The organism is Cucumibacter marinus DSM 18995 (assembly GCF_000429865.1).
In the GTDB taxonomy this organism is placed as follows: Bacteria; Pseudomonadota; Alphaproteobacteria; order Rhizobiales; family Devosiaceae; genus Cucumibacter; species Cucumibacter marinus.
Genome location: NZ_KE386977.1, coordinates 1 through 16,724, shown reverse-complemented (window position 1 = coordinate 16,724; position 16,724 = coordinate 1). Strand labels below are relative to the sequence as shown.

The following is a 16,724-nucleotide window of genomic DNA, read 5'->3' as shown; positions in this document are numbered from 1 at the left end:
TGAACAGTAGCCTCCCCGGTGCATCTAGAGGCGCCGCAAACTACTGAGCTGCATTCAGGTCTGCGCGGCGACCGGACCACCCTGCCGGCAGCCTCGAGCGCCTGGTTTATTGTCTCTCGCGCTTTTTGTTCCGGCGTTTGCATGGTCAGGCACAATCGACTGCGATTTGAGGACCATAGCAGGAAGTTGCTTTGCGTCCAGCCGAGTAGAGCTGCTTGATGACCTCATAGAATTGCTTGTGACCCGGCACGAAGTCCGTCGCATCTTGGTCGATGAATTGCCGTCGTAGAAAAATATTTTTCATTTTTCGGCGCATGCCGTGGCGCGAACGCTATAACGCAATTGAACGTCGAATTGCGAAGGATACCCGCCCCATGCTCATCACCGCCAAGGTCATTCACGCGCTCCCCCCGGAGCTACGCCGCGTGCTGAACCGCAAAGAAGCAGCCAGCTATGTTGGTGTGAGCCCAGGCCACTTCAGCCAGTTGGTCAACCGGGGAAAGCTCCCGTCGCCCATTGATGATTATGGCCGGGTTCGTCGGTGGGACAAGCACGCCATTGACCAGTCTCTCAACCAGTCCAGTGGATTGTCGAGCCGCACTGCGGCTCACAACAATCAAAGTGGTATTTCCAATTTCGAGAAGTGGAAGGCGGAACATGCGGGCAAGGCTTAAGGGCATCAACCGGACAACGCGCAAACTCGCCGACGGTCGCAGCGTAACCTACTACTATCATCGCGCGACCGGAACGCGGCTGCACGGCGAGCCCGGCTCCGCGGAGTTCCTGACCTGCATCGCAGCAGCTGAATCCAAGAACCGCGATCGTTTGGCAGGCACACTCGCGGGCTTGATCCGTGAGTTTGAGAAGACCAACAAATGGCGGAAACTCGCTACCAGCACAAAAAAGGAATACCGGCGCGTCCTGACTTTTTGGGATGGCAAATACGGATCCGTTCCCTATCCGGCGCTCGAGGAGAAAGAGTTCCGGCGCGATGTTCTCAATTGGCATGACAGCTTTTCGGAGGACAAGCCGCGCGAGGCCGACAACCGCCTCACCATCCTTGCCCGGGTCCTTTCGTGGGGCGCCAAGGACGGACCGCTTCGCAAAAACGTTCTTGAGAGTTTTGATCGCGCTTATTCTGGTGACCGGTCGGACAAGATCTGGCTGCCCGAGCATGTCGATGCATTCACGTCTGTCGCATCACCAGAAATGCAGCTCGCGATGATGCTGGCTCTTCACACCGGCCAGCGCCAGGGCGACCTGCTTCGGTTGGCTTGGAGCAATTACAGCGGCACGCATATCACACTCCGGCAAGGGAAGACGGCCCGCAACGGCAAACCCGGCCGGGAGGTCCGCATCAAGTGCACTAACGCCCTGAAGTCTGCCCTTGATAAGGCGGAACGTCGGTCGACGCTCATCTTGTCAACCAAGACGGGCCTCGCCTTCAAGAAACGTTATTTCGCCCGCCAGTGGAAAGAGACATGCAAGGCAGCCGGGATTGACGGTCTCAATTTTCATGATCTTCGCGGAACCGCGGTCACGATGCTCTTTCAGGCGGGTTGCAACCTTGGCGAGATCGTCGCTGTGACCGGCCACTCCCTGCGCCGCGCGCAGGAAATCCTCGACAAGTATCTGGCGCGGACCAGCACGATGGCGGATAGCGCCATGGCCAAATACGAGAACGTATTGGAAACGGATTTTGCAAAACGGGCTGCAAATCACGACACGCCAGAAGCGGGTAAGTATTGGCGCGCTCGGGAAGATTCGAACTCCCGACCCCCAGATTCGTAGTCTGGTGCTCTATCCAGCTGAGCTACGAGCGCGCAGTGCGATGGACCGTTTGACGCCCGAAAGGGTGCGGGTCCGGTTCGCGGCGATGAGGCTTATACCGGCAGCGCGGTGAATGCAAGGGGCGAGGCTGAAGGATTTTTGCCCAGGGCCGGACGAGGCCTCAGACCAGCCGGTCAGCGGGCAGGTCGATGGCGAAACACGTGCCCTTTTCGGTATCCACAAGCCGCAGGCGCCCGCCATGCGCCTCTGTCAGTTCGCGGGCGATGACGAGCCCTAGCCCCGTGCCCCCTGCCCGGCCCGAGCCTTCAAAGGCGCGGAACAGATTGTCGCGGGCGCGCGGCGGCAGGCCGGGACCATTGTCCGCAATCTCGATCGTGACCCAATCCCCTGCCTCGTGATGGCGGATGGCAATCCGGGCCGGCTCCTCGCCATGACGGGTTTCGAGCGCTTCGCGGGCGTTCTTGATCAGGTTGACGAAGATGCGGGCCGTCTGATCCGGGTCGAGGCTGAGAATCAGATCGTCGGGCACCGTGTTCTCGAAGGTGATCTCGGGATGGCCGAACAGGCCCGCCTCCGCAGCGGCCTCGATGATCAGCGCCCGCATATCGACCGGTTGGGGCTTGGGCGCGGCGGTGGCGGTGCGGCCATAATCGAGCACCGACTGGGCGAAGTTGATCGCCTTGTCGAGGGTCTGCACCAGCCGCGGTGCAAGCCGCTGCACCTTGGGATCGTCGAGCGTTGCCACCTGGTCGGAGAGGAGCTGGGCCGAGGTCAGCGTGTTCCTGAGATCGTGATTGATCTTGGCCACCGCCAGGCCCAGATCCGCCAGATGCTTGCGCTGGTGCAGCATCTCGAACAGATCGGTCTCGAGGGCCGCCAACTCGCGTTCGGCAATGCCGATCTCGTCCTTGCGGGATGACGGCGTGATGATGCGGGTCGCATTTTCCGGGGTGCGGCGGAAGGCGACCATGTTCTGGGTCATGCGCCCGATCGGGCGCACGAGCAGCCGGTTGAGGAACAGGAAGATCGCGATCGCGGTAAAGGCGGCGACGATCAGCGACAAAAGAAAGATGTTGCGCGAATAGTCGAGCAGTTCGGCGCGCAGCGGCGCTTCGGGCACCAGGATCTCGACAATGGCGTCGGCGTCTTCGGGCGGGGTGCCGATGATGCGCAAGGTGCGGTCGCCGCCGCGGAAAAGCGTGTCCAGCGCGCCGCCGATCAGGTTCATCGGCCCGGCATCGCGCATATCCGCCTCGACCGCTGTCTTGGGCATGGGCATGTCGGTCTTTTCGACAAGCTGGCTCTGTCCGTCGCGCCTGACGATCAACGCCGCCGCCCCGGCGGAAGCCAGCAGCCCGTCGGCCAGTTCCTCGGGCACGTCCATGGCGTCGGGCACGATGTCGAGCACGCGGGCGGCGACCCCGGCCACGCGGATCTTGTCATCGAGCCAGTTGGCGCGGAAATTGGCGGCCGACGGCAGATAGATGAGCACTTCCACCGCCAGGATGGTGACGATGATCATGGCGATCAGCTTGACGGACAGGCCAAAGCCACGCCGCGCCACAGGCGCGTCGGCCGGCAAAGTCTCGGTGACCGCGGCTCTCTCATCCATGGGGCTAGTGTTAGCCGGAAATGCTCAGCCCAACAAACGGTTAAGCTTGAGAAGCCGCAGCAGCCAGGGATTGTCGAGCTTGTCCCGGTAGAATTCGACCGCAATGCGCTTGGCCGCCTCGGTGATCGTGGGATAGGGCGCGACCATCCTGGTAAAGGCCCCGACCTTGAGGCGGTTGGCCACGGCCAGCGCATAGAGCGCAATCATCTCCCCGGCCAGCGGGCCCACAGCTCCGGCGCCGATGATGGTGCCACCCCTGTCGGTCAACACCTTCAAAAGTCCGTCCGTTCGCCGTTCGGCAGCGGCGCGGTCATTGTCGCCATAGTCCCAGCGCAGCACCTTGAAGCGATTGTTGTATTTGCGGCGGGCTGCGGCCTCGTCGAGCCCGACCCAGGCAATTTCGGGGTCGGTGTAGGTCGCGCGCGGAATGATCACGGGATTGCGCCTGATCGGCAGGCGATAGAGCGCGTTGCGCACCACGAGCCCGCCTTCATAGCCCGCCGAATGGGTGAATTGCGGACCGCCATTGACGTCGCCGACCGCATAAATGCGGCGGTTGGAGGTCTTGAGACCGCTGCTCACCTTGATGCCGGCCTTGGTGGTCTTCACCTTTGCCGCCTCGAGTCCCAGCCCCTCGACATTGGGCGCGCGGCCCACCGCGACCAGCAAATGGCTGCCGGTCACCGTTTCCTCGGTATCCAGCCCGGCAATGGTGACGGCAATGCCGCCATCCTTGCGGGCAACGCGGGTCGCCTTGACGCCCTCGCGCAGATCGATGTCTTCGGCCAGCACCCGGTCGATGGCGATCGAGCGCAATTCAGGATCTTCCCGACTGAGCGCCTTCTCGGCCTCGAGCACCGTTACTTTCGAGCCGAGCCGGCGATAGGCCTGGGCCATTTCCATGCCGATCGGCCCGCCCCCGATGATCACCAGGTGTTCGGGCTTTTCGGTCAGATCGAAGATTGTCTCGTTGGTGAGATAGGGCGCATCACCCAGCCCCTCGATGGGCGGCACGACCGGACGCGACCCCGTCGCGATCACATAGCGGCGGGCATGAATCTCGGTCTCCCCGGCCATCAATGTCGTCTTGCCTGTGAAAACCGCTTCGTCCTCGATGACCGTCACGCCCAGCCCCTCGAAACGCTCGACGGAATCGTGCGGCGCGATGTGGCCGATGACGCCCTTGATATGAGCATTGACCGCCTCGAAATCGATTTCGGGGGTCATGGACTTGATGCCGAAGGCCTCGGAAGCCGTGAAGGTATGGGCATGCTTGGCCGCTGCGATCAGCGCCTTGGAGGGGACGCAGCCATAATTGAGGCAATCGCCGCCCATCTTGGCCTTTTCAACGAGCACCACATCGGCGCCGAGCTGGCTTGCCGCAGCCGCCACGGTCAACCCGGCGGACCCGCCGCCGATGACGCAGATATCAGGTGTCAGGGGGTCGGCCATGCCGGCAGGCTCCATTTTGGTCGCGGTTGGTTGAAACGGTCGGTTTCGATCCCGGTTATTTTCCTGCCCCACGCAGGCGCTTGATGGCAACCGGGATCAGCGCCACCACCCCGAGCGCGGCGAAGGCAATCAGGATTTGCGGGGTGACGATGCTCGAGGGATCGAGCGAGAAATCGCAGCTCGATTGCCCGAGGTCGAAACACCCTTCATTGGCGCGCGCCTGGGCCTCGATGACGCTTGCCAGGCCTTCGCCGGCAAAGGCATAGGCGGCAGTGCCCGGCGCGATGCCGACAAATGTCGTCCAGGCATAGGTCGAGAAACTGACACCCAGCACGCCCGGCGCGAAATTGACGACCGAAAAAGGAAAGGCAGCGACAAGGCGCAAGAACAGCATATAGCTGACTTCGTCCGCCTTGAAGCCTTCGCGCAGGCGGTTGAGGGTCTTGCCCGCCCGGGCGCGAAAGAAGTCCGACAGCGCGGTGCGCGCCACCCAATAGATGGCGCAGGCGCCGATCGTCGCCCCCACCATCACCGTCAGCGTACCGGCGACCCAACCAAACAACAGCCCCGCCATCACCGTGAGCAGCCAGCCGGCGGGGAAGCTCAACGCCGTGGCCACGGCGTAGACGGCACCGAAGATCAAGAGCGCGACAAATCCCTGTTCGGCGACGAAGGCACGGATATCGAGATAGTTCGAGATCAGTGCATCGACCGAGAGGTAGCGATGCAGGCCCAGCGAGAACGCCACAGCGACAATGGCAACCAGCACGCCAAGAGGCAAAAGCCGCTTCCAAAGCGGCGTCCGGCCGGCTTTTTGCGTGCCGGTATCGGGCTGGCTGACGGTTTCGTTCTCGATCATGAAAGGTCCGGATCGCGGTTAATATGTTGCGGCAGAACGATAGTCGGCTGACCGCGCATCCGATATCCCTCTCGCCCAGTTGTGACGCGGCGTGAAATCCGATGCAAATTCCGCGATCGGAGGCGCCGGACGCGTTGACTTGAAATGCGCGATTGCCTATAAGCCGCCCAACTTGGCACGGCTCCGGTCACCAGGCGTGCATGAATTGTGCCGTCGCCGGGCTCCACCGCCTTTGAGATTTCTAAGAGGCGCCGCAATCGAGGCGGCGAAAGGTTTACGATGAAGCGTACGTTCCAGCCCAGCCGCCTGGTGCGCAGCCGGCGTCACGGTTTCCGGGCCCGCATGGCCACCAAGAATGGCCGCAAGGTCCTCAATGCCCGCCGCCGGCGCGGCCGCAAGCGGCTCTCCGCTTAAGGCCTGGCAGCGAGCGGGCCGGTGCTCCTCAGAGGAGACACGCCGATGCGCCGCCTGACCGCCAGAGCACAATTTCTTCGAGCCGCGCGTGGACGGAAAATCGTCCGGCGCGGCTTTGTCTTGCAGGCGGTCAGATTGCCGGCAGCAGAGAGCGCCGAAATCGAGCCCGGGCTCGGCTTCACCGCTTCCAAGCGGGTCGGCAACGCGCCGCAACGCAATCGGGTCAAAAGGCGCCTTCGCGCAGCGGCTGCGGCCAATGCGCTCCATTTTCCCAAGGGTTTCGAGTTCGTGTTGATCGGCCGGCGGGAAACGCTACATGAACCCTTCGAGCGGCTGGTTGACGGTCTTGCAGGCGCTCTCACAGAGATCACGGCGCCGCGCGCCAACCGGAAATCCGGTAAACCGACAGGCAGATCATGAACGAAACCCGCAACTACATCCTCGCCTTCGCCCTGTCTCTGGCGGTCCTTCTGGGATGGCAGTTCTTCATTTCGGGCCCGCAGCTCGAGCGCGCGCAACAGCAGGCCGAGCAGCAACAGGCGCAGGCGGAGGCTGAAGCGGCGGCAAACGGGGAATCTGTTCTACCGACGCCTGACGGGTCCACTCAGTCCAACGCCACCACCACGGCCCAGCCGGGTGCGGTCAGTGCTGTCGCCGGCACGCGCGAAGAATTGATCGCGGCGAGCGACCGGGTAAAGATCGACACGCCGTCGCTGTCCGGCTCGATCAATCTGACCGGCGGACGGATCGACGACCTCGAACTCAAGAAGTACCGCCAGACCATCGAGGACGACAGCCCGACCGTGACGCTGCTGTCGCCGGCCGGGTCCCCGCATGGCTATTATGCCGAACAGGGCTGGATCGGTGCGGGCGGCAAGCGCGACGGCCTGCCCGGCGCGGATACGGTCTGGTCGGTTTCGGGCAATGATACGCTGACCACTTCTTCGCCGGTGACCCTGACCTGGGACAATGGCGAGGGGCTGACCTTTTCGCGCACGATTTCTGTCGATGAGGACTATCTGTTCACCATCGAGCAATCGGTCGCGAATTCGACCGGGGGCGATGTCGCCCTGTTCCCTTATTCGCTGGTCATGCGGCAGGAAACGCCGCGCACCTCCGGCTTCTTCATCCTGCATGAAGGCCCCATCGGCGTTCTTGGCGACAAGAACCTGATGGAGTTGACCTATGGCAACGTCAAGGATGACAGCCAGATCGATGTCGAGGCCACGGGCGGCTGGCTCGGGATTACCGATAAATACTGGGCGACCGCCGTGTTTCCCGACCCCGAATCCGCGATCAATGCACGTTTTTCCTATTCGGGTACCGGGGCGCGCGACAATTACCAGACCAGCTATGTCGGTCGTTCGCCTGTGGTTGTGCCGGGTGGCGGCGAAGCCAAATCGGTTGGCTACGTGTTCGCCGGGGCGAAGGTCGAGGAAATTCTCGACCAGTACCAGCAGGAGATCGGTGTCGACCGGCTCGAACTGCTGATCGACTGGGGCTGGCTGCACTTCATCACCAAGCCGATGTTCTACCTGATCAAGGCGCTCTACGGCGTGCTTGGCAATTTCGGCCTGTCGATCCTGGCCGTGACCGTCATCATCAAGATCCTGTTCTTCTGGTTCGCCAACAAGTCCTACGCCTCGATGGCGTCGATGAAGAAGGTGCAGCCGGAGATGAAGTCGATCCAGGAGCGCTTCAAGGACGACCGGGCCGAGCAGCAAAAGGCGATGATGGAGCTCTACAAGCGGGAGAAGATCAACCCGCTGGCCGGCTGCTGGCCGATCCTCATCCAGATTCCGGTGTTCTTTGCACTTTACAAGACCCTGTTCATCACCATCGAGATGAGGCACGCTCCGTTCTTCGGCTGGATTCAGGATCTGGCGGCGCCCGATCCGACTTCGATCTTCAACCTGGCCGGGCTGCTGCCCTATGATCCGAGCGTTGTGCCGGTCATTGGCGGCTTCCTGTCGCTGGGCGTATGGCCGCTGATCATGGGTATCACCATGTTCGTGCAGATGCGGCTTAACCCGCCGCCGAGTGGCCCGAATGCCGAAACCCAGCAGCTGATCTTCACCTGGATGCCGGTGGTGTTCACCTTCATGCTGGCCGGCTTCCCCGCGGGTCTGGTCATCTATTGGGCGTGGAACAACTTCCTGTCGGTGATCCAGCAATATGTGATCATGCGCCGGCACGGTGTCGAGGTGAACCTTCTGGGGAACATCGCCTCCGCGTTCAAGCGCAAGAAGCCTGACGAGGGTGGTGCCAAGAGCTGAGGGTCTGAGCGCCCTCTCTCCAAGGCCGGTTCGCATGAACGACACCCCGAAAGATCCTGAAACGGTTGAGACCGGGCGATTGCTGTTCGCCCGGCCCTGGGTGTTCGTGAAGGGCTGCGTGTCGGTCAAGGACCTGCCGCCCGCCGACCGGGTGGAAGTGGCCTTTGCCGGGCGTTCGAATGTCGGCAAATCCTCGCTGATCAACGCGCTGACAGGCCAGTCCGGCCTGGCGCGGACATCGAATACGCCGGGGCGCACCCAGGAACTCAATATCTTTGAGGCCGAAGGCGGACCGTTCCGGATCGTCGACATGCCCGGTTACGGCTTTGCCAAGGCGCCACAGCCTGCAGTTACGGCGTGGAACAAGCTGATCCACGCCTACCTCAAGGGCCGCCCCTCGCTGCGCCGGGTGTTCGTGCTGATCGATGCGCGCCATGGCATCAAGGCCAATGACGCGACCGTCATGAACGAGCTCGACAGCGCCGCCGTCAGCTATCAGGGCGTTCTCACCAAGGCCGACAAGCTCAAGACCGGCGAACTCGAGACCGTCATCGCCCGGACCGATGCGACGCTGTCAAAGCGTCCTGCGGCCTTTCCCGGCCTGATTGTCACCTCCGCGGAGAAAGGCGACGGGCTCGAAGAGCTGCGCGCCACCATCGCCGAGATGGGCTAGCCTGACGTCAGGCGCGTTCGCTCAGGAAGCGGCCGATCCACTTCGCTGCCCATGAATTGTCGAGAGGCTCGCTGAATGAGGCGATGGCCTTGTCGGCAATTTCCTCGGACACCACCGTGCCACGCCGGAATTCGGCGAGGCCGATGGCGAATTCAGGGGTGAATTCGGGGTGCGGCTGCAGGCTCAGGACCTGGCCATTGGCATAGAAAAGGCAGGCATTGGGCGCGAAGTCGGATCCATAAATCACGGTCGCTTCCGCGGGCGGGGTCAGAACCTGGTCCTGATGGCTGGCGGCGATGGCGAGCGTTTCCGGCAGTTCACCCAGCGCGGTGGGACTGGCGCGCCGCCGATAGACATGGCGGCCCATGCCCCAGCCCTTTTTCGACTTGCGGACATCCCCGCCCAGCGCATCGGCGATGATCTGGTGGCCGAAACAAATGCCGACCATGGGGGTCCGTCCGGCATAGGCCTTGCGGATGAATTCTCGCAATGGCGGCAGCCAGGGGTGATCTTCATAGACCCCGGCGGGCGAACCGGTCAGCATCACGGCGCCGGCCTCATCGGGCTCGGGGAACGGCGCGCCGTCGATCACGCGCACAGTCTCGATATCGAAGGATTGGCCGGCCCGTTCGAACATGGTTTCGAACATTTTCGGATAGGCGCCGAACCGGGAAAAGAGCGGTTCGGGCACATGGCCGGTTTCAAGAATTGTGAGTTTCATGTCTGCCCTGTGGCTGAGAGTGCCAGAGCGCTATGTAACCAAGCGGGTGGCGCGATGCCACCCGCTTTCGACGTCGTGGAGGGTCAGGGAGGAGGAGGGTTGATCCGGATCAGGCCGCCACGAAGTCGAGCGACACGCCGTTGATGCAGTGGCGTTTGCCGGTCGGCTCGGGACCATCGTCGAAGATGTGGCCCAGGTGTCCGCCGCAGCGGCGGCAATGCACCTCGGTGCGGGTCATGAAGAGCTTGTTGTCGACCTTGGTGCCGACGGCATTGGGGAGTGCTTCCCAGAAGCTCGGCCAGCCGGTGCCGCTGTCATATTTGGTGCTCGAGGCATAAAGCGGCAGGTCGCAGCCGGCGCAGGTGAAGGTGCCTTCACGCTTTTCCTTCAACAGGTCCGAGGTGTAGGGGCGCTCGGTGGCCTCTTCGCGCAGCACGCGATATTCGAAGTCGGTGAGGATGGCGCGCCATTCCTCGGGGGTCTTGGTGATCTCGAATTCCTCGGCAAGCGCTTCGCCGGAGGACCCGATGCGCAGGCCAAGCCCGGCAATGCCCAGGGTCGCGAACGCGCTGCCAGCGAGGAGTAGATTTCGGCGTTTCATAACTGTCTCCCGTAGGATTGCTCGTTCAATGCTCTAGCAAAGACGGCGATGAACAGAAAAACACGAGGGCGCGAGCGGTTTCGTGATCGAATCTGGTGTTGAGGGGCGGCCCCGTGTCCCCGTCTTCAGGCAGAGGGGCAGTTGAAATGCGGGCACACGGGACCTTTGCGGCGGGTCCGACAAGCGGGTACTCGGGCCCACCGTCGCGTTGGCCGGGCGTTACCGCCCGGCCGGTCGGTTCGAATTCGACCCGATTACATCGCGTCGTCGGCAGCCGGCAGCAGCACGGTGTCGATCACGTGGATCACGCCGTTGGACTGGTCGACGTCGGCAATGGTGACATTGGCGACATTGCCCTGCTCGTCTTCGATCATGATGTCGTCACCCGAATAGGTGGCGGTCAGTTCACAACCACCGACGGTGGGGACCGGATGGGCGCCGCCATCATCGTCAATCATGCCGCGAATGGCATCCGACATGGCGTCGGCAGCAACCACGTGGCAGGTCAGGATCTTGACCAGCTGATCCTTGTTTTCAGGCTGCAGCAGGCTCTCGACAGTGCCTTCCGGCAGCTTTTCGAAGGCCGCATTGGTCGGCGCGAAAACGGTGAAGGGGCCTTCGCCGGAAAGGGTCTCGACCAGGCCGGCAGCCTTGACGGCGGCAACCAGGGTGGTGTGGTCGGCCGAGTTCACGGCGTTTTCGATGATGTTCTTGTCCGCATACATCGGCGCGCCGCCGACCATGGGATTGTCCTGGGCATAGGCGGCACCGGCAGTGGCGCCAACGGCCAGGGTGGAGGCGATCGCAAGAGTACGAATGAACATGATGGGGGCTCCTTGGTTCTTTGTCTCTGTTTGCGTCTCTGAATGCTTTCCCGGTCTGTTTCCGGGTATGCAGCTGGAGCTACGGAGCCGGGTTCAGAAAAGTTTCGGGCGGTTTCAGATTTTTTCCGAAACCGCCCGCAACGATGCAAAAAAGATGAGCTCGATCAGATCAGGTTAGCCTGACCCGCGGCCACCACAGGCCCGGTCGGCTGCCCGGTGGGCGAACCGCCCAGCGGTTCGAGCGAGATGGCAATCGTGGTGCCTTCATGGATGGCACGCTGCAGCGCCTCGGAGATATCGACCGTGTTGTGTTCGTGCTGGGAGATCACGCCGACGGAGATCGGCGCTGAATCCGCCTCGATGAACCACACTTCGAAATCACGGTCCTCGACCGGCTGCACGCTCAAGGGTGTGACCCTCAACTGGCCCGTGCCCGGGTCAAACAGGGCGAGCAACTGGGTGGCGGCGCCCTCGGCCTCAAGGGAGGCGACGAGCTGCACCGTGGTCGGCGCCGGGGTGGTGGCGGGGAAGACGGCCAGATAAACCGCAACCAGCGCCGCGGCGGAGGTAGCGGCGGCCAGCCCACGCCAGATGGCGAGAGAGTTCCACAGCCGCGCCAGGCCGGTCGTCTCTTCCGGGGCGGCACCGAACAGGCGCTCCTCGATCGCGGCCTTGAGCGCGGGGGGCGGGGTCACCGGTTCATAGCCGCCGTCGAGCGGCGAAAGCCGGGTTTCCCAGCCGGCCACTTCCTCGGCAAGCGCCCGGTCGGTCTCGAGCCGGCGGGCAAACGCCGCACGGGTCTCGGCATCGGCCAGACCGAGCACATGCTCGGCCGCCGCGAAGTTGTCGTCTTCGCCTTTGCCCGCCTTGGTGTTTTCGTCGCCGTTCATCGTTCGAGACATTCCCGTAGCTGGATCAGGGAGCGCCGCAGCCAGGTCCGCATGGTGTTGAGCGGGATGGCATGGCGGTCCGCCAGTTCCTGATAACTATATCCTTCCATATAGGCAGAGACGACCGCCTCCGCCTTGTTTTGATCGAGCTTGCCAAGGCAATCGCCCAGTCTGCCGGCCTCGCCGCTCATGATCGCGGCCTGTTCGGGGCCGGGACCGTCGTCGGGCAGGTCCACCGCGGCATCGATGCCGTCGGCGACCGGCTTTCTGGCCCTCACCACGTCGATCGCGTGGTTGCGGGCGATGGCGGCCAGCCAGGAGATCGGGCTGTTGCGGCCGGGGACATAGCGGTCGGCGCGCTGCCAGATCTTGATGTAAACTTCCTGCATGGCTTCTTCCGCCTCGGCTCTACTGCGTAAAATACGGAGACAGACGCCAAAGAGTTTCGCGCTCGTGCGGTCATAAAGCGCGGAAAAGGCGCGGCGGTCGCGCAGCGACACCCGTTTAATGAGGTCGGAAATCTCTTCGGTGGACATATTCTGCCGCGCCCCTCTTGCCGTGGTCATGCTGACATGGAGGCAGCGACAGCACAACCGCATGGCGATCGGCCATGTGCTGCGTCTGTCCAAACTACCCCTTCAACGGGATTTTACGGGCGAGCGGGGAAAACGGATTTGCGCAATCATTGCAAGGCGAGACTTTGGTGCCCGATTTCGCTATCAGTTCCAATGAATAATGCCGGAGCCCGCCATGTCTGACCCCTCCAATCTCGATAATGACGACAAGTCCAACCAGGCCGCGATCCTCGCCCAGGCCCTGCCTTATATGCAGCGCTATGAGCACAAGACCATCGTGATCAAGTATGGCGGACATGCCATGGGCGATCCCGAGCTCGGCCGCGCCTTTGCCCAGGACGTCGCGCTTTTGAAGCAGTCGGGAGTCAACCCGGTGGTCGTGCATGGCGGCGGGCCGCAGATCGGGCAGATGCTCGAAAAGATGGGGATCGAATCCAAGTTCGAGGGCGGGCTCCGGGTGACCGATGCCAAGACCGTCGAGATCGTCGAAATGGTGCTGGCCGGCTCGATCAACAAGGAAATCGTGGCGATGATCAATGCCGAGGGCGAATGGGCCATCGGCTTGTGCGGCAAGGACGGGAACATGGTGTTTGCGGAAAAGGCCCGCAAAACCGTCATGGATCCCGACAGCAATATCGAGCGCATTCTCGATCTCGGCTATGTCGGCGAGCCGGTCGAGATCGACCGCACTCTCCTCGACCTGCTGGCCAAGTCCGAAATGATCCCGGTGATCGCGCCGGTGGCGCCGGGGCGCGACGGACACACCTACAATATCAATGCCGACACCTTTGCCGGGGCCATCGCGGGTTCGCTCAGCGCGCGGCGGCTGCTGTTCCTGACCGATGTGCCGGGGGTACTCGACAAATCGGGCAATCTCATTCCCGAGCTCACGATTTCGGAGGCCGAGGCACTGATCAGGGACGGCACCGTTTCAGGCGGCATGATCCCCAAGGTCGAGACCTGCATCGCCGCCCTCAAGCGTGGCGTGCAGGCCGTCGTCATCCTCAATGGCAAGGTCGCCCATTCGGTGTTGATCGAATTGTTCACCGAGCATGGCGCGGGCACGCTGATCCGTCACGACAGCGCTTAACGCGCTGCCAGCTGAGACGGATGCCGGTTCACCGCTCGGAAACGCGATAGAACCAGAGCCAGGATCCGTTCGGCATTTCCGTCTGACGCCGCCCGGGTCTGGATGCTGCCCCCAGGTTAAAGACTAGGTTAGCCGGCGGCCTCCGCCCGGGCCGCCGCTCCCTTTGCGGCATGGTTTCGCCGGGCGCGGGGCAGCGCCAGCACCAGGAGCGCCACGACCACCAGCGCCACCAGCTGATAGGTAATCGAAGCGGTTGCCGCCTCGACATAGATGGCGTGTTCGCCCGGGCCGGCATCCCCGAGGATCGAGAAGAAGATCTGCCCCAGCATGGCGACACCAAGCGCCCCGCCGACCTGCTGCATGGCCTGCAGCGTGCCGGAGGCGGCCCCGGCATCTTCTGCCGGCACCGTGGTCAGGATGGTCTGGAACATCACCCCGATCGAGGTGCCCGATCCGAGACCCATGATCAGCAGCGGCACGAGGATCGCATGTTCGGGGATGGTGTCCCCGATGCCGGCAATGCTCATTTGCAAAAGGATCACGCCCACGAACATCACGCCGATGCCGACGACCAGGCGTTGACGCAGCCAGCGGTCGCCGAGCTGCCCCTGAAGTGTCGAGGCGATCATCAATCCGATGGGAAACGGGATATTGGTCAGCCCCGAGGCGAGCGGGGAGAGCCCGAAGCCCGATTGCAGGAACAGGGCCATGATCATGAAAAAGCCCGGGATGATCGAGAAGAAGACCAGCGACAAGATGGTGCCGACCTGGAACCCCCGGCTCGAAACCAGGATATGCGGCAAGAGCTGAGAGCGCCCCGCCTTGTGGCGCAGATGGGTCCAGTAAAGCAGCGCCGCAAAGCCTAAGGGTGAGAGCCCGAGCATCACGAAGGACCAGAGCGGCCAGCCCATCTCCCTGCCCTCGATCAGCGGAAAGATGATCAGGAACAGCGCCAGCATGGAAAGGGCGATCCCGGCGATATCGACCTTCATCGCCGGGTTGCCGCCGGTGCTCGCCAGGATCTTCCAGCCCAGGATCGCGCCGGTGATACCGATCGGAATGTTGATCAGGAAGACGGGCCGCCAGGACAGGCCGAACAGATCGGCGCTGACCAGGATGCCACCGATCACGGGTCCCGTGACCGCGGCCAGCCCCACCACCGTCCCGAACATGCCAAAGGCCATGCCGCGCTCATGGGGGGCATACATGACCTGCATCAGGGCCATCACCTGGGGCATCATCATGGCGGCGAACAGCCCCTGCGTCAGCCGGGCGCCGATCAGCACTTCCATATTCGGAGCGACACCGCACAGCGCCGAGGCAAAGGTGAAGCCGGCAATGCCGAACACGAAAAATTTGCGCCGCCCGAAGCGGTCGCCCAGCCGGCCGAAGGGCAAGAGGCCCAGGGCAAAGGCAAAAATATAGCCGGCGACAACCCACTGGATCGCGGCGCTTGTCGCATCGAACCCCTCCTGCATGGCGGGCAGGGCGACGTTGACGATGGTGACATCGATGAGGTTCATGAAGGAGGCGATCAGCAGGATCGCCAGCGCGACCCAGCGATTGCCGCGCGGGGTGATCGGTTTTGCGGCGGTATCGGTCATCTCAAATCCGTATTCGGCAATTCTTCAAGCAAATGATCAGTCGGCGGAAACGGGCCGGATGGAGCGCCATATCTCAGCCTCCACGCGATCGAGCATGTCGGGATTGGCGCCCGGCAGGCGGCGAAAGCCCAGCAGCGCACCAACGATCATGCGGGCAGCGGCCTCAATATCCAGATCGGCACGGAAGGCGCCGGTCTCGACGCCCTTTTCCAATACTTCGCGCACCGCGCCGTACCAGTTCTCGACCAGCGGGGCCATGATCGCATCGACCGCGGGGTCTCGCATGGCCTTGGCGTGCATGCGGTCGAGCAACGCCATGGTCTGCGGGCGTTCCGCGTATTTTTCGCGGTAATCCTCGAACTCGGCCCTGAGCGCGTCGACGGGATCGGCGAGATCACGCGGCCGCGCCAACCGCTGGGCCACGAATTCCTCGCGCAGGGACTGGGCAACCAGGGTCAGCAATTCGGCCTTGGTGGAGACGTGATAGTGAAGCGTGGCGATATTGATCCCGACGCGTTCGGCAATGGCGCGGGTCTTGAGCCCTTCAAAACCGTGTTCGGTGATGAGCGCACGGGCGGCCTCGGCGATTTCCTTGCGGCGGTCTTTGCTCGAAAGGCGTTTCGGTCCAACGGGAGCCGCGATATCCGACATGGGTGATCCAGCGTGTTGAGCGTTGCAGCCAGGCATCGGGCTGGCAAGGTCCGGATGGGCCCGCGGCGGTGCCGGCAGGGGACCGGCAAACCTCTTGCCGGCGGGTCCATCCGCGCGATGTGCAAGGACCGGCGGGGAGACTGGATCCGCCCTGCCCTTGCCAAACCAAATGGCGATCGATGACGGCGGCCCGAGCACCGAGGGAAAGGACCAGGCAGAGGGCCGGGCAAAGCGCCAGGCTTGCCGCTCTCTCGGACCGTCCCTGGCCAGGCTGTGCCCTGAGAAATCTGGTGCCCAGCCGGTCAATCCACCTCGTCAATCAATCGCTTCTGTTCCCTTGTACCGCCGCACACCTTCTCCATCAAGCGATTGATTGAGGACGCCGGTGCGATACTCCGCTCTACGGAAGATGGTTGTGGATTGAGATGAACGTCGCCTCGCCACTCTCGTCATGCTCGGTCCAGCCTGCCGGCGCGAGGGAGTGAGAAGCGGTTGGGCAAAGCCCAAGCCAAGGCTCCGGTGGAGCCTTGGCAGCGCCCGAACACCCTGAGAGTGAGGAGCGGTCGGGCGACGCCTGATCCAAAGGTCCGGTGGACCTTTGGAAGCGAAGGAACGCCTTGAGAGCTATGCTCGAAAGGCCGCTCGAAGGGTTGAACAGCTGCAATCTTCGCGCTGTCCCGGACTTGATCCG

Annotated in this window: 17 protein-coding genes and 1 tRNA gene; 7 read left to right on the top strand and 11 right to left on the bottom strand. The window is 62.8% G+C overall.

Going from position 1 to position 16,724, the window contains the following annotated elements; translation table 11 throughout:
• Positions 1 to 374: 374 nt before the first annotated feature.
• Both G489_RS0110965 and G489_RS22765 read left to right on the top strand, forming a co-directional pair.
• Positions 375 to 674: a helix-turn-helix transcriptional regulator gene (locus tag G489_RS0110965; protein WP_051332551.1), complete on the top strand. Its 300-nt coding sequence runs from the start codon at positions 375 to 377 to the stop codon at positions 672 to 674.
• 586 nt (positions 675 to 1,260) lie between these two features.
• A complete protein-coding gene (locus G489_RS22765; protein WP_245578908.1) occupies positions 1,261 to 1,791 on the top strand; it encodes a tyrosine-type recombinase/integrase in 531 nt (176 codons plus the stop codon).
• On the opposite strand, the gene G489_RS0110955 is transcribed toward G489_RS22765, so the two are convergent.
• The 4 genes from G489_RS0110955 to G489_RS0110940 form a co-directional block, all read right to left on the bottom strand.
• Positions 1,747 to 1,823 (bottom strand) — tRNA-Arg (locus G489_RS0110955). The two genes, G489_RS22765 and G489_RS0110955, sit on opposite strands and share 45 nt — an antisense overlap.
• A gap of 128 nt (positions 1,824 to 1,951) precedes the next feature.
• On the bottom strand, positions 1,952 to 3,403 hold the full coding sequence (locus G489_RS0110950; protein WP_051332550.1) for a sensor histidine kinase: 1,452 nt from the start codon (positions 3,401 to 3,403) through the stop codon (positions 1,952 to 1,954).
• A 24-nt stretch (positions 3,404 to 3,427) separates the two neighbouring features.
• Positions 3,428 to 4,855 (bottom strand): dihydrolipoyl dehydrogenase family protein, encoded by a 1,428-nt coding sequence (locus G489_RS0110945; RefSeq protein ID WP_155889372.1) that lies wholly within the window; start codon positions 4,853 to 4,855, stop codon positions 3,428 to 3,430.
• Between the two features lie 55 nt (positions 4,856 to 4,910).
• The gene (locus G489_RS0110940; RefSeq protein WP_029041564.1) at positions 4,911 to 5,714 is read right to left on the bottom strand and encodes a TVP38/TMEM64 family protein; all 804 of its coding nucleotides are present in this window, start codon (positions 5,712 to 5,714) and stop codon (positions 4,911 to 4,913) included.
• Between the two features lie 279 nt (positions 5,715 to 5,993).
• Between G489_RS0110940 and rpmH the strand changes: the two genes are divergently transcribed.
• Genes rpmH through yihA form a run of 4 tightly spaced genes read left to right on the top strand, consistent with a single transcriptional unit; the run spans position 5,994 to position 9,077 of the window.
• Positions 5,994 to 6,128 (top strand): 50S ribosomal protein L34, encoded by a 135-nt coding sequence (gene rpmH, locus G489_RS0110935; RefSeq protein WP_029041563.1) that lies wholly within the window; start codon positions 5,994 to 5,996, stop codon positions 6,126 to 6,128.
• A 45-nt stretch (positions 6,129 to 6,173) separates the two neighbouring features.
• Complete coding sequence (locus G489_RS20195) at positions 6,174 to 6,548, top strand: ribonuclease P protein component (RefSeq protein ID WP_035872499.1); 375 nt, start codon at positions 6,174 to 6,176, stop codon at positions 6,546 to 6,548.
• Complete coding sequence (yidC, locus tag G489_RS0110925) at positions 6,545 to 8,404, top strand: membrane protein insertase YidC (protein WP_029041562.1); 1,860 nt, start codon at positions 6,545 to 6,547, stop codon at positions 8,402 to 8,404. The genes G489_RS20195 and yidC overlap by 4 nt, the downstream gene beginning before the upstream one ends.
• 34 nt (positions 8,405 to 8,438) lie before the next feature.
• Positions 8,439 to 9,077, top strand: coding sequence for a ribosome biogenesis GTP-binding protein YihA/YsxC (gene yihA / locus G489_RS0110920; protein ID WP_029041561.1), 639 nt, complete (start codon positions 8,439 to 8,441; stop codon positions 9,075 to 9,077).
• 7 nt (positions 9,078 to 9,084) lie between these two features.
• Here the strand turns inward: yihA and G489_RS0110915 are convergent, their stop codons facing one another.
• From G489_RS0110915 to G489_RS0110895, 5 genes are all read right to left on the bottom strand, one after another.
• Entirely contained in the window at positions 9,085 to 9,798 is a 714-nt protein-coding gene (locus G489_RS0110915; protein ID WP_029041560.1) for a type 1 glutamine amidotransferase, read from the bottom strand.
• A gap of 109 nt (positions 9,799 to 9,907) precedes the next feature.
• Complete coding sequence (gene msrB, locus G489_RS0110910) at positions 9,908 to 10,399, bottom strand: peptide-methionine (R)-S-oxide reductase MsrB (protein ID WP_029041559.1); 492 nt, start codon at positions 10,397 to 10,399, stop codon at positions 9,908 to 9,910.
• A gap of 254 nt (positions 10,400 to 10,653) precedes the next feature.
• The gene (locus G489_RS0110905) at positions 10,654 to 11,223 is read right to left on the bottom strand and encodes a fasciclin domain-containing protein (RefSeq protein ID WP_029041558.1); all 570 of its coding nucleotides are present in this window, start codon (positions 11,221 to 11,223) and stop codon (positions 10,654 to 10,656) included.
• A gap of 164 nt (positions 11,224 to 11,387) precedes the next feature.
• Complete coding sequence (locus G489_RS0110900) at positions 11,388 to 12,113, bottom strand: anti-sigma factor (RefSeq protein ID WP_051332549.1); 726 nt, start codon at positions 12,111 to 12,113, stop codon at positions 11,388 to 11,390.
• The gene (locus G489_RS0110895) at positions 12,110 to 12,649 is read right to left on the bottom strand and encodes a sigma-70 family RNA polymerase sigma factor (protein WP_029041556.1); all 540 of its coding nucleotides are present in this window, start codon (positions 12,647 to 12,649) and stop codon (positions 12,110 to 12,112) included. Before G489_RS0110895 ends, G489_RS0110900 begins: the two co-directional genes overlap by 4 nt.
• Before the next feature lie 214 nt (positions 12,650 to 12,863).
• Here G489_RS0110895 and argB point away from each other — a divergent pair, with 214 nt between their 5' ends.
• A complete protein-coding gene (gene argB / locus G489_RS0110890; protein ID WP_029041555.1) occupies positions 12,864 to 13,778 on the top strand; it encodes an acetylglutamate kinase in 915 nt (304 codons plus the stop codon).
• Between the two features lie 128 nt (positions 13,779 to 13,906).
• On the opposite strand, the gene G489_RS20190 is transcribed toward argB, so the two are convergent.
• Both G489_RS20190 and G489_RS22595 read right to left on the bottom strand, forming a co-directional pair.
• Positions 13,907 to 15,382, bottom strand: coding sequence for an MFS transporter (locus G489_RS20190; RefSeq protein WP_081691533.1), 1,476 nt, complete (start codon positions 15,380 to 15,382; stop codon positions 13,907 to 13,909).
• Between the two features lie 36 nt (positions 15,383 to 15,418).
• Positions 15,419 to 16,033, bottom strand: a complete 615-nt coding sequence (locus tag G489_RS22595) for a TetR/AcrR family transcriptional regulator (RefSeq protein WP_051332548.1) — start codon at positions 16,031 to 16,033, stop codon at positions 15,419 to 15,421.
• Positions 16,034 to 16,724 lie beyond the last annotated feature (691 nt).